The organism is Leptotrichia sp. (assembly GCF_057270615.1).
The window spans coordinates 1-11723 of record NZ_DBHIXN010000056.1; the positions used below are offsets into that span (position 1 = coordinate 1).

The following is an 11723-nucleotide window of genomic DNA, read 5'->3' on the forward strand; positions in this document are numbered from 1 at the left end:
TGTTTTCCATGCCATTCTTCTTTTGTTAATTTGCATAAAATATCAACAAATTTTTCACTGTATAATTCGAACATGTAAATTGCTGAAATTAAAATATCTACGCTGTGTCCATTTTTTTCATTATATGCTTTTTCTAACTCTGTTTTTATATACTCTATTCTTTCATCATCATTTTTTAAAAATTCCTTTTGTAATTGTTGAAAACTTATTTGTTTTTTATATTTTTTCCACATCAAATTTTCCAATTCTTCAAAACTATTTTTCTCCATTTTTTATTATTTCCTTTCTAATAATTAATTTCTTTAATATTTTGATTAAATATTTCCAGTTCTTTTTCTTTCCTAATTAAGATAATTTATACATTTCAAATGTATCTTCAACATGTTCTCGTATAATATCTTTATCACTTTTAGCCAACAGTTTAAGTTTTTCTTTTGCATCTTCTATTCCTACCACTCCTAAAGCATAGCAACATTTTTCAACTAATTGACAGTATTCGTCATCACGATATTTCTCAAAATCTGAAATTGCTAATTCATAAAGACATTCTACCGTAGACAGTAACTCCATTTCCATGAAGTAAATAGCAATATCCTCATGTCTTTCATGCCATTCTTCTTTAGATAATTTACATAAAATATCAATAAAATCTTCACTGTACAGATTAAATACGAAGATTGCTAAAATTAAAATATTAACATTTTTTTCGTTTTTTTCAATATATGCTTTTTCAAGTTCAGATTTTATATATTCGATTCTTTCAATATCATTTTCAAAAAAGTCTTTTTGTAATTCTTGAAAACTTATTTGTCTTTTGTAATTTTTTATCATTAAATTTTCTAATTTTTTTAAATCTATTTTTTTCATTTTTCTATTCCCTTTTTATCTTGTATTTTCCGCATCATCTGTCAAATTTTCATTTATAAAGATGAGATTTTCTATTGTTTTTAAGACTGTTTCATCTGTTGCTTTTCCTTTAAGTATCTCTACTTCCAAATCTTCTTTAAATTTTGTAGGAGTAGTAGCATACTCAAATGTTTAGCTTTCAATATTAGTATTAGTCAAATTAAAAATACTCCATCATTTTAGATTTTTCTACAATGCAAAAATTGTCGTGATCTTTTTATAACTTACTCACTAATTTATTTTATTTTTCTCATCTTCAATCAAATCTCTTAAATCATTGCTTCCTTCTTCATGAATTATTTTTGCAATAACTCTCAAAATTTTATAAAGTTTTCTCAATCCGTAAAATATTAAAATTGTCAAAAGAAAAGTTTGTGAAAATAATAATGAAAATAATAAATTTATGTTTTTGTTGATTTTGTACAAACTTTTTTCCAAAAAAAGGCTAAAGACAATATTTCTTAGTAAATAAACTTGCACAGGTATATAAATTGCAGTTGCCATACGGATTATTTTTAATATCGAAAGCACAAGTTTTCTTATTTCAAAAGAATACTTTTTCTCTCTTTGCAAAATTTTATACATAATTTTTTCTTTTGTAATAAATTCCAGCTCAAAATATCTATTTTTTAAAGTCAAAAGTAACATAAAAATTACAGAAATCAAAAACATTACATAATTAATTTGTTTTTTTATTTTCAATTTTTTATCCACAATGAAAATTTCTTTCCCTTTGTTTTTTTGAAAATATCGATAACTACTGTTTAACGGTAAATAAATTCCATTTGAAAGTTTTATAACTTTTCCTGAAATAATATTTCCGCTATAAATTTTATTTTTTGAAAAAATTTTCACAACATTATTTTTCAAATCAACATATTCACCCTTTTGAGATTTCAAATTTCCATTTTCTTCTTCAAAATCACTTCTATTTTTTTCATAATAAAGCATAAGACTGCTATTTTCCTTGACTAACAAATTTTCAACTCTATAATTTCCTTCTATTTTATTTCTCGAATCAATAATTTTCCCATTTTTATCAACCGACCATTTAAAATGATAATTTTCATTCAAAATTTCAATAGTCGAATTTTTCAACAAATCCATATCATTCACATCATCACTTTCCAAAATTAAAAAACTCTGATTTTTCTCCAAAAGTTTTTTTGTATAATTCTGAAAAGTAAGATTTGCCAAAAACAGCAAAATTATTCCAATCATTATTTTATCCCATTTAATATGCAAATAAAAAGCACCAATATAAAACTTTTTCGTCATCTGCACCCAAAATAGACTTGCCCACCTTATAAAAACCAAACTCATCCAAACTATGACAAATGTTATCCAGCTCACAAAAATCAATAAATAAATGTGATAATCCAAAACTTTAATTTGCCAGGCGATATTTAAAGAAGTCAATATCAACATTGCATAAACTGTGATTTCCAAAAAAAATTGGGAAAAATCCATTATTTTAATTTGATTATTTTTTATTTTCAAATATTTTTTTCGCTTGTAATAAAGCTTTTTTAAATTTTTCTTAGTCTTATTTTTTTCACAAGCTTTGCTTAATTCCCTTATTTCATTTTCTATTTTTTTTAACATCATAAATTTAAACTTCTTTAAACGAACATCATTTTTCAAATATTTATTTTCATTTCGCATAAGTTTTACTTTTGTAGAAATAATATAAGAAACAATAATTTTATACAAAACTTGTAAAACTTTTATAATTTCTTTCATTTTTCCCTCCTTTTTTATTTTTTTTAGTTTTATTATCTTTCCTTTTTTATTTGCTATATTATATAAAAAAGACTGGTTTAAGTCTAGTCTAAATACTAAAATATTTTATTCAATTATTTTTTTCAACTTAATTTTTAAAGAAATTGAATATTTAAACATACACTCAGACCTATTCAAAATTAAACTATTAAAGATTATACAAACTTAGTATTTAAGTAAAATAGTCATAGTTTTTGAGTTCAGTTTTACTATAACATAAAAATTAATGTTTATATTTTAAGAAATTTATGATAAAATTTTATTATATTAATTTTGAAAAGAAGTGAGGAAAATATGTATAAAGTACTGATTGCAGATGATAATAAGCAAATTGTGTCAATACTTTCAGAATACTGTAAAAAAAATAATTTTATTGTAAGTACTGTTTTTGATGGAGAAACAGCATTGAAAGAAATTGAGGAAAATAAGTTTGACATAGTTTTGCTAGATGTGATGATGCCAAAAAAAGATGGATTTGATGTATGTCGTGAAACGAGAAGATTTTCAAATGTTCCAATTATAATGATTACAGCACGTGGAGAAGATTACGAAAAAATAATGGGGCTTGAAATTGGGGCAGATGACTATATTGTAAAACCATTCTCACCAGGAGAAATAATTGCCAGAATAAATGCAATTTTACGTAGAATAACTCCTAAGAATGATGAAAGTGAAAAAATCTTTACATTTGACAATCTTGAAATTGATTTAAATAATTTTACAGTAAAAGTAAATGAAGAAATAATTTCAATGACTAAAAAAGAAATTGAAATTTTATGGACTCTTTCAACAAATCAAAATAAAGTTTTTACAAGGGAAAATTTACTAGACTTAATTTGGGGATTTGACTATTTTGGAGACAGCCGTACTGTTGATACACATATAAAAAGGCTTCGTGCAAAGTTGGATAACTACGAGCATAAAAAATGGAATATTAAGACAATTTGGGGCGTTGGATATAAATTTGATATTTTAGAAAAATAATAATTTAAAAAAATGAATAAAGGAGCGGATTTTTTTAATGAGTAAAAAGATAAAAAAAATTTTATTTAACGGAGAGGAATATCCTCCAGAAACATTTCGGCTAGGAATGATGCTGTGTATGGTCGGAGGATTTATGGATGCATACACATTTATTACACGTGGAAAAGTGCTTGCTAATGCACAAACTGGAAATATTGTCTATCTTGCAATAAATTTAGGAAAAGGTGAATGGGAAAAATCTTTTGATTATTTTATGCCAATTTTATTTTTTGCACTTGGAATATTATTTACTGAACGTATAAAAATAAGATTTGAGAAACATAAAATTTTTAGATGGCAGCAAATTGTAATAATCTATCAGGTTATAACAATGTTTTTTATTTCTTTTGTTCCAAGTGGAAACTGGAATATCATCGTAAATATAATTATGTCATTCATTGCTGCAATTCAATATCAAGGATTTAGAAAAATCAGAGGTCTTGCAGGAGCCACTACAATGTGTACAGGAAACTTACGAAGCGGAATGGACAACTTAGTTAAATATTTTAAAACTGAAGACAAGTCACATTTGCAAAGTTTTTGGATTTATTTAGGACTAGATGGGTTCTTTCTTATCGGATCATTACTTTGTGTAATTTTAGTAAATGTTTACGGAATAGCCTCTTTACTAGTTTGCTGTATTTTATTAATTTTTGTATTTGTAATAATGTTTAAAGAAACTATTTAAGAAAGAAAATTTTTAACTTTAATTGCTATCATCATAAATTACTCTAGTTAATATTATAGTAAAACTAATTTAAAACTAAATTCAAAAGCTATGAATACTTTATTCAAGCCATAAGTTTATATAATCTTTAATAATTTAAAAACGGATTTGAGTATATTTTACCAGTAAACTACGGGGCTGTCTCAAAATGTAAATAAAATTACTGAATCATAAGTTTTATATATTTTACTATATTTATAAAACTAGTAAAAATAATATTTTTTGATTTTAAAAAATATACAATACTTATGTTAGTAAAATTATTTTTGATTTATGAGACACCCTCGCTTCTTGGGAAGTATTTGCGTATGACTAGCCAAATATATTTACCAAGCTCTTCGGGCAGTCCCTGCCCTGTTTTTTTATTTCCTACAATTTTTGATTACTCGTGCAATTTTGATATTTTCTCTTTTTGTCTATACCAATTTTTAGAAAATTTCACTTTTCTTGACAATGATTTTTGTAATTTTTTCAATTTTTTTTACAAAAAAAGCAATTCATCTCCCACTTATAGAAAGCCTGCAACTTATTGCTATCTTTTTGTTAAAAATTATACAATTGCCCAAACTCTAACAGGAAGTCCGTTTGCATCACTTATTCGAGGAGCGGCAATAAATATTATTGCTCCAGTTGGAGGTAATTTATCTAAATTATTAAGAACCTCAACTTGAAATTTATCTTTTCCTAAAACATATCTTTCTCCAGCCAAATCACCATTTTTAGCACATGTTACAGCAGCATCAGTATCGAATGTTTCGTGTCCAACTCCGGCAACATTTCTATTATCAAATAAGAATTCCAAAGTAGGAATTGGCCATCCTGGTGTATGTGCATTACCATTTTCATCAACATTTTCTAGTGCTTTTAAATCAGGCCATCGTTTACTCCAGTCACTTCTAAAAGCTACAAAAGAGTTTTCTGGGATTTTTCCATATTTTTCTTCAAATTCTAATATATCTTCGATACTTATTTCATAATCGCTGTTCTGTTTTACTTTTTCACTAAGATCAATAACAACAAGTGGCAATATAGTATCAGCAATATTAAAATCCTTTGCTAAACGGGCATTTTGTATAAAGTGTCCTGGATAATCAATGTGAGTACCAAATTGTCCTGGAAATTTGAAAGTTTGTATTCTTAAATTCATTTCTGAAAAATCTATAACAGTTTTATTAAGTTCTAGAACTCCTTTCGGCATTCCTTGCCAATAAGGGCTTTCATTTGACAATTCATGTGATAATTCAATCCATTGATGATTTTTTAATGTTTCTAGTGTTTTCCATAAATTTGACATAATATCACTCCTTTAGTTGTATTTTTATTTTGTAGTATTTTGTTTTTTATGAGTCAGTTAGTAACTAATTCAATGTTATTGTATCACAAGTTTAAAGATTTGTATAGTAAAATTAATTATTATAATTAGAAAAAATTATCGAATGTAATGTATATTACGCTTTTTTCTATTTTTTTATGATATAATTTATTCATAGTAAAATTATTTTATAGACAAACTAAAAATAATATTATAAATTTTTTTAAACTTAGGAGATAAAAATAGTTTTTAAAATGTATTGATAAATATTAAAAGTATGTTATCATATTGATATGAGCAAAATATATAAGCCAAATGAATTTGACAAAATGATAGGAAGAACTGTAAATACATTGCAAAGATGGGATAGAGAAGGCATATTAAAAGCACGGAGAACCCCAACAAATAGAAGATATTATACAGAAGAAGATTATTATAATATTATGGGTATTCAACAGGAAAATGCTGAAAATCAAGTAAACGATGTAATTATATATGCTCGTGTTTCTAACCAAAATCAAAAAGATGATCTAAAAAATCAAGTGGAATTTCTAAAATATAAAGGAATAAAAATTGAAATTAAACCTACAGCTGAACAGATTGAAAAAATTAACAGAACTATTGGAACAGGAAGATTTTTATATAATTTTTACATAGCATATAACAAAGAAATTTATGAAAAAGAAAAAAGGTTTGTTACAGGATTTGAATTCTCAAAATATATAAATAATATTTTTATAAAAGAAAATCCTGATAAATCTTGGATAAAAGATGTTTCATCAAAATCTAATAAACAAGCTATAATGAATAGTGAAAAAGCATTTAAAAGATTTTTTAACAAAATATCGAGTTTTCCAAAATTTAAAAAGAAAAGTCATAATAACCAAAAATGCTATTTTTTTAAAAATAATAAAACTGATTTTGAATTTTATAGGCACAAAATAAAAATTCCTACTTTAAAATTTGTAAGATTAAAAGAATATGGATATATTCCTAAAAATGCAAATATTAAAAGTGCTACAATTTCAAAAGAAGGTAATCGTTATTTTTTGTCTCTAATTTTAGAAATAAAAAAAGAAATTGAGAAAAATTCAATTCAGAAAAATTTAGAAACTAAAGAAGGAATAGGAATTGATTTAGGAATAAAAGATTTTGCAACTTGTTCTGATGGACAAATTTTTAAGAATATTAATAAAACTTTGAAAGTTAGAAAAATTGAAAAAAAACTAAAAAGAGGGCAAAGAAAAAAATCAAGAAAATATTTGTCTTGTAAAAAAATGGGGAAAAATCTTTATGAATGTAAAAATTTTCAAAAGCAAAAATTAGTGATAGCTAAATTGTTTTTTAAATTAAATTGTATTAGAAATGATTATGTTAATAAAGTTGTTAATATGTTAACAAAAACCAAGTTAAAATATATAACAATAGAAGATTTGAAAGTTTCTAATATGATGAAAAACAGATATTTATCAAAAGTAATTTCACAACAAAAATTTTATGAATTTAGAACAAAACTTTTGAATAAATGCAAAGAAAACAATATTGAATTAAGAATTGTAAGTACATTTTATCCTAGTTCTAAGTTATGTAGTAACTGTGGAAACAAAAAACAAGATTTTAAATTAAAAGATAGAATTTATAAATGTAGTTGTTGTGGAATTGAAATAAATAGAGACTACAACGCAAGTCTTAATTTGAGAAATTCTACACAATATACAATATTGACATAAATAATATATTCTAAATAAAAAAAGAAGGAGAATGCTACGATTTAGCGAAACAGAATATATTATATGTACCGATGGCTAGTCGGGAATTTACGGCTGTGGAGAGCAAAAACAAATACGAGTAGATATTTTTTATCAAAAGTATGTTCGTTGAAGCAGCAACATTCTAGTGTGTTAAATATAATTTAACACATTTTTAGTAGCAGAATAGAGTATGTTTAATTTAGACGATACACTTTATGAAATTATGGAAAAATATCCCGAAGCACTTGATTTTTTTATTGCAAATGGATTTGAGCAATTAAAAAATAAACAAATGCTTAAAATTATGGGAAAAAATATTACTTTAAAAACGGCTCTCATGACAAAAAAGATTAATCAAGAACTTTTTATTCAAAAATTAGAGACATTTTTAAAAAAGGATGCTGATATTGATGTTTCATTAGATGAAAATAAAGCTAATGAAAATAGTGATTTGGTAATTGAAGGAGTTCTGCCTTGTCCCATTAGAATACCACTTTTAGAAGGTATCAGAGATTGGGTAAGCGAGCAAAATAAAAAAAATGATTATTCTATTTCATATAATTTAAAATCAGCAAATTTGGGGCTTGACTGGGTTGTAGAAAAAGTTAAAACAGGAAATCCTGATAAAGTTTCAGATGTGCTGCTCTCAGCTGGATTTGAACTATTTTTCGATAAGAATTTGATGGGACAGTACATGGAAAATGGCATTTTTGAAACGCATCTTGAAAGTATGAACAAAGATTTCTGCAACGAAACTATTGACTTGCGAGATCCTAAAAATCGCTATGCTATAATAGGAGTGGTCCCAGCAATATTTTTAGTAAACAAGACTTCTTTAGGTGATAGAAAAATGCCAGAAACTTGGACAGACTTATTAAGTGAAGAATTTGAAGATTCAGTTGCATTGCCAATGGCTGATTTGGATTTGTTTAATGCATTGCTTGCTAATCTCTATAAGGATTTTGGAATGGATGGGATTCATAAATTGGCTCGTTCCTACAAAAAAAGTCTACATCCTGCTCAAATGGTAAAGGCTAGAACTCGAACTCCACAAGCTCCCGCTGTCAGCATTATCCCATATTTCTTTTCACAAATGGTTGACGGAACAGGAGATCTGGAAGTTGTATGGCCAAAAGATGGAGCTTTACTAAGTCCAATATTTATGATTACAAAAAAATCTAAAGCAGATAAAATTAAACCATTTATGGATTTATTTATGTCAAATAAAATTGGAACAATTTTTTCAGCAAATGGAAAATTTCCATCAACAAATCCAAATGTAGATAACCATTTGGAAGAATATCAAAATTTTAAATGGGTTGGCTGGGACTTTATTTACAGTCATGATATTGGAAAAATTATTCGTGAATGTGAAAAAGAATTTAATACCGAAGTACAAAAAAGTTTTGTAAAATAAATTTCAAATAAAAAAGGAGATCAGATATGAATTTAATAATATTTTCAGGTCCGCCATCATCAGGAAAAACAAGTGTTATTTTAAAAACTGCAGAAGCCTTAAAATCACAAGGAATGTCAGTTGGAGTAGTAAAATTTGACTGCCTTTATACAGATGATGATAAATTGTATGCAAAAGTAGGAATTCCTGTAAAAAAGGGAATTTCAGGAGCTTTATGTCCAGATCATTTTTTTGTTTCAAATATTGAAGAAGTCGTGCAATGGGGAAATAGCCTTAATCTTTCAATATTGATTACAGAATCAGCAGGACTTTGCAACAGATGTTCTCCATATATTAAAGATATAAAAGGAGTTTGCGTTATTGATAACTTATCAGGAATTAATACTCCTAGAAAAATAGGACCATTATTAAAAGCTGCTGATATTGTGATTATTACAAAAGGGGACATTGTTTCACAAGCTGAACGTGAAGTTTTTGCCTCACGTATAAACTCTGTAAATCCAAAAGCTGTAACAATGCACGTTAATGGACTTACTGGACAAGGAGCATACGAATTAAGTACTCTTCTTTACGAGAAAAAACTCGAAATAGATAGCGTTCAAGGAATGGAACTTAGATTTCCAATGCCATCAGCACTTTGCTCTTATTGCTTAGGAGAAAAGAGAATTGGAGAAAAGTATCAGATGGGGAATGTTAGAAAAATGAATTTACAACAATAAAAAAATAATTAATAAAAATAAAAAAGGAAAAAATATGAAGAAAAAAGATTTAATAAATAAATTAAGTATTAGTGAAATTATTCAGAAATATCCATTTGCAGAGAACTTTTTTAATGAAAATAACTTGCCTGTAAAAACTTTTCAAAATAATACTTTTCACAAATTTATCACAACTTTTGCACAAGATAAATTTGAGGATTTTGCATTAGATGTGGAAAAAATTGAAGAAAGTTTAATTGACTATATTGAGCAAATGAAATTATTTTTAGGAATGGAAGATGAAAATTCAATTGATCTGCTTACAATTGTTGCCGGACAAGATAAATCTGGAAATAAAGAGGGATTTGAAAGGCTTGATATTCATAAATCAGAAATTATTTCAATTGTAGGACCTACAGGCTCTGGAAAATCAAGACTTCTTGCAGACATCGAATGGACTGCACAAAAAGATACCCCAACAAAACGTCAAATCCTTATAAATAATGAACTTCCAGATAAAAAATGGCGTTATTCTTCAAACAATAAATTAGTAGCACAATTATCACAAAATATGAATTTTGTTATGGATTTATCAGTAAAAGAATTTCTAGAACTTCATGCACAAAGCCGAATGATTGAAAATATTAATGAAACTATAGAAAAAATTATTAATGCAGCAAACAAACTGGCAGGAGAGCAATTTAACTTAACTACCGCAATTACAGCTTTAAGTGGTGGACAATCCCGTGCTTTAATGATTGCTGACACAGCCATTCTAAGTTCATCTCCAATTGTCCTAATTGACGAAATTGAAAATGCAGGAATTGACAGGAAAAAAGCCTTGGAATTACTTGTTTCTTCAGATAAAATTGTGTTAATGGCAACACACGATCCAACATTAGCATTAATAGCAGATAAACGAATCATAATAAAAAATGGTGGAATCAGTAAAATTATTACAACAAGTCCTGAAGAAAAGGAAATTTTAAAAAAACTAGATGAAATGGACAATATTATTCAAATAATGAGAAGTAATTTAAGAAATGGAGAAATTTTAAAAAATAATTTTTAATCAAAAAATTTACTTATACTAAATTCCATTTGAAAAACAAAAGTAAACTTCAATAATAATAATAATAATAATAATAATTAATTTGATACAAAACTCTATTTGAATAACAAATACATTATAAATTTTTATAAAACTTATTTATGTAAAAATAACTCTTATTTACGAAAATAAACGTAATTTTACAAAGTAAGTTTTATTTTTTATACAAAAGTTTCACATAAAGTGAGGCATCACAAAACGTTTTACTGTCATCTTTAAGTAGTAGTCTAAAACAACTGTTATGGAAAAGAGATATGGCGTCTGATGTCCTTACATTACAAAAAAAATTAAATAAAAAAAACTATCATTAATCATAATCTTTATAAATAAAATTAGACTCATTCAATAACTATGTAATTCATAATTTAAAATAAATATCCTAAAGCAAGAAGAACTTAAGCCCTTCCCTCATATATATAAAAAATTTAAGTTATTAAACACATCTATTATAAAAGTATTTAAGATGTATATTCAATGATAAAATTTAATTTTCTAACAAAAGATAGCAAGAAGTCGTAGGCTTTCTACAAGTTGTAGATGAATTACTTTTTTTTGTAAAAAAAGGGTACATACATGATACAATTTTTGTATAAAATATCGAAGAAAAGTTATTAAAAATAATATTCAAAATCAAAAGGAAGTGTAATTTTATGAAATATAATTTAGCATTCAAATACAGAATTTATCCAATAAAGAACAGGAATTATTGATAAATAAGACTTTTGGATGTGTTAGTTTTGTTTACAATACGATTTTATATATTGCTAATAAAATTTATGAAGAAACTGGAAAAAATAAAATAATTACACCTGCTAGTTTGAAAAGTGAAAACCAATTTTTAAAAGAAGTAGAGAGTAAACAGTGATAAAAATATTTATATAACTCCAAATTGGCCGAGAAGTCTATATTTTATACAAAGTTCCATTTCATGGATTTTAAAAGCAAGAAAAAACAACTTAAAAATATTGGAAATATTTAGAAAAGCATAAAAAAATG

General features: G+C 25.8%; 10 protein-coding genes and 1 pseudogene. 7 read left to right on the forward strand and 4 right to left on the reverse strand.

Going from position 1 to position 11723, the window contains the following annotated elements; all coding sequences use genetic code 11:
• The 3 genes and pseudogenes from ACO409_RS08840 to ACO409_RS08850 all read right to left on the reverse strand — a co-directional run.
• Positions 1 to 269, reverse strand: a pseudogene (locus ACO409_RS08840) (HEAT repeat domain-containing protein); the annotation flags it as partial.
• Positions 270 to 345: 76 nt separating this feature from the next.
• Positions 346 to 867, reverse strand: a complete 522-nt coding sequence (locus tag ACO409_RS08845; RefSeq protein ID WP_485556472.1) for a hypothetical protein — start codon at positions 865 to 867, stop codon at positions 346 to 348.
• A 270-nt stretch (positions 868 to 1137) separates the two neighbouring features.
• Complete coding sequence (locus ACO409_RS08850) at positions 1138 to 2649, reverse strand: hypothetical protein (RefSeq protein WP_485556474.1); 1512 nt, start codon at positions 2647 to 2649, stop codon at positions 1138 to 1140.
• 333 nt (positions 2650 to 2982) lie between these two features.
• Between ACO409_RS08850 and ACO409_RS08855 the strand changes: the two genes are divergently transcribed.
• Both ACO409_RS08855 and ACO409_RS08860 read left to right on the forward strand, forming a co-directional pair.
• On the forward strand, positions 2983 to 3672 hold the full coding sequence (locus ACO409_RS08855; protein WP_485556476.1) for a response regulator transcription factor: 690 nt from the start codon (positions 2983 to 2985) through the stop codon (positions 3670 to 3672).
• Positions 3673 to 3709: 37 nt separating this feature from the next.
• Positions 3710 to 4399, forward strand: a complete 690-nt coding sequence (locus ACO409_RS08860; protein ID WP_485556478.1) for a YoaK family protein — start codon at positions 3710 to 3712, stop codon at positions 4397 to 4399.
• Positions 4400 to 4988: 589 nt separating this feature from the next.
• On the opposite strand, the gene ACO409_RS08865 is transcribed toward ACO409_RS08860, so the two are convergent.
• Positions 4989 to 5732, reverse strand: coding sequence for a cyclase family protein (locus ACO409_RS08865; RefSeq protein WP_485556480.1), 744 nt, complete (start codon positions 5730 to 5732; stop codon positions 4989 to 4991).
• A 311-nt stretch (positions 5733 to 6043) separates the two neighbouring features.
• Here ACO409_RS08865 and ACO409_RS08870 point away from each other — a divergent pair, with 311 nt between their 5' ends.
• From ACO409_RS08870 to ACO409_RS08890, 5 genes are all read left to right on the forward strand, one after another.
• Positions 6044 to 7480, forward strand: a complete 1437-nt coding sequence (locus ACO409_RS08870; protein WP_485556482.1) for an RNA-guided endonuclease TnpB family protein — start codon at positions 6044 to 6046, stop codon at positions 7478 to 7480.
• A gap of 211 nt (positions 7481 to 7691) precedes the next feature.
• The gene (locus tag ACO409_RS08875) at positions 7692 to 8918 is read left to right on the forward strand and encodes an ABC transporter substrate-binding protein (protein ID WP_485556484.1); all 1227 of its coding nucleotides are present in this window, start codon (positions 7692 to 7694) and stop codon (positions 8916 to 8918) included.
• 26 nt (positions 8919 to 8944) lie between these two features.
• A complete protein-coding gene (locus tag ACO409_RS08880) occupies positions 8945 to 9637 on the forward strand; it encodes a GTP-binding protein (RefSeq protein WP_485556486.1) in 693 nt (230 codons plus the stop codon).
• A 34-nt stretch (positions 9638 to 9671) separates the two neighbouring features.
• Positions 9672 to 10688: an ATP-binding cassette domain-containing protein gene (locus tag ACO409_RS08885; protein WP_485556488.1), complete on the forward strand. Its 1017-nt coding sequence runs from the start codon at positions 9672 to 9674 to the stop codon at positions 10686 to 10688.
• A 745-nt stretch (positions 10689 to 11433) separates the two neighbouring features.
• Positions 11434 to 11592 (forward strand): helix-turn-helix domain-containing protein, encoded by a 159-nt coding sequence (locus tag ACO409_RS08890; protein WP_485556490.1) that lies wholly within the window; start codon positions 11434 to 11436, stop codon positions 11590 to 11592.
• Positions 11593 to 11723: the final 131 nt, after the last annotated feature.

Excerpts from the sequence above, each read along its gene's own strand:
- ACO409_RS08855 (WP_485556476.1), top strand. The coding sequence starts at position 2,983 with ATGTATAAAGTACTGATTGCAGATGATAATAAGCAAATTGTGTCAATA.
- ACO409_RS08870 (WP_485556482.1), top strand. The coding sequence starts at position 6,044 with ATGAGCAAAATATATAAGCCAAATGAATTTGACAAAATGATAGGAAGA.
- ACO409_RS08845 (WP_485556472.1), bottom strand. The coding sequence starts at position 867 with ATGAAAAAAATAGATTTAAAAAAATTAGAAAATTTAATGATAAAAAAT.
- ACO409_RS08880 (WP_485556486.1), top strand. The coding sequence starts at position 8,945 with ATGAATTTAATAATATTTTCAGGTCCGCCATCATCAGGAAAAACAAGT.
- ACO409_RS08860 (WP_485556478.1), top strand. The coding sequence starts at position 3,710 with ATGAGTAAAAAGATAAAAAAAATTTTATTTAACGGAGAGGAATATCCT.
- ACO409_RS08850 (WP_485556474.1), bottom strand. The coding sequence starts at position 2,649 with ATGAAAGAAATTATAAAAGTTTTACAAGTTTTGTATAAAATTATTGTT.
- ACO409_RS08865 (WP_485556480.1), bottom strand. The coding sequence starts at position 5,732 with ATGTCAAATTTATGGAAAACACTAGAAACATTAAAAAATCATCAATGG.
- ACO409_RS08885 (WP_485556488.1), top strand. The coding sequence starts at position 9,672 with ATGAAGAAAAAAGATTTAATAAATAAATTAAGTATTAGTGAAATTATT.
- ACO409_RS08875 (WP_485556484.1), top strand. The coding sequence starts at position 7,692 with ATGTTTAATTTAGACGATACACTTTATGAAATTATGGAAAAATATCCC.